The sequence below is a fragment of the Vibrio sp. 10N.222.49.C9 genome (assembly GCF_041474985.1).
GTDB lineage: Bacteria > Pseudomonadota > Gammaproteobacteria > Enterobacterales > Vibrionaceae > Vibrio > Vibrio crassostreae_C.
The window spans coordinates 1-527 of record NZ_JBFRVD010000698.1 but is presented as its reverse complement, the minus strand read 5'-3'; the positions used below and the strand labels follow the sequence as shown (position 1 = coordinate 527).

1 protein-coding gene is annotated in these 527 nt (G+C 43.3%); it reads left to right on the top strand.

Annotation, left to right across the window (positions count from 1 at the left end; translation table 11 throughout):
- A partial coding sequence (locus AB4585_RS25145; RefSeq protein ID WP_372171483.1) for a uroporphyrinogen-III synthase occupies positions 1-527 on the top strand: 527 nt, incomplete at both ends.

Genomic DNA, 527 nt, shown 5'->3' with positions numbered 1-527 from the left:
ACAGACACCAACGAAATCCTAGCTAAGCAGAGTCAGAACTGGCCGATAGCAGCTCAGTACCTTGCGGTTGGCAGTAAAACAGCGACTTATTTACGTTCATGCACTCATCTCACTGTCAGATCACCCAAGTCGGAAGACACCGAGGGGTTATTGGGGCTTTTGTCTTCCTATGATCTAAAAGGTAAAAAGGTAAGCATACTGAGAGGTGAAAGTGGGCGGGAAATGCTTTTCGAAAGCTTGCAACAAACTGGAGCGGATGTGGTCTATGTTGAGAGTTATCAGCGTCAATGGCTAAACTTTGATGGTGAGAGCCGAGTTATACAATGGCAACACTATGGGGTAGACACTCTGATTGTTACCAGCTTCGAACAATTAAAATTCTTTGCACAACAAATACCTACCCAATCTAAAAATTGGTTACACTCTTTACAGTTGATGGTTCCCAGTGAAAGAGTCGCTAACTTAGCCTTACAATTAGGCTTTACTCAAGTTCACAATATCAAGGGTGCATCCAATCAAGCCATCAT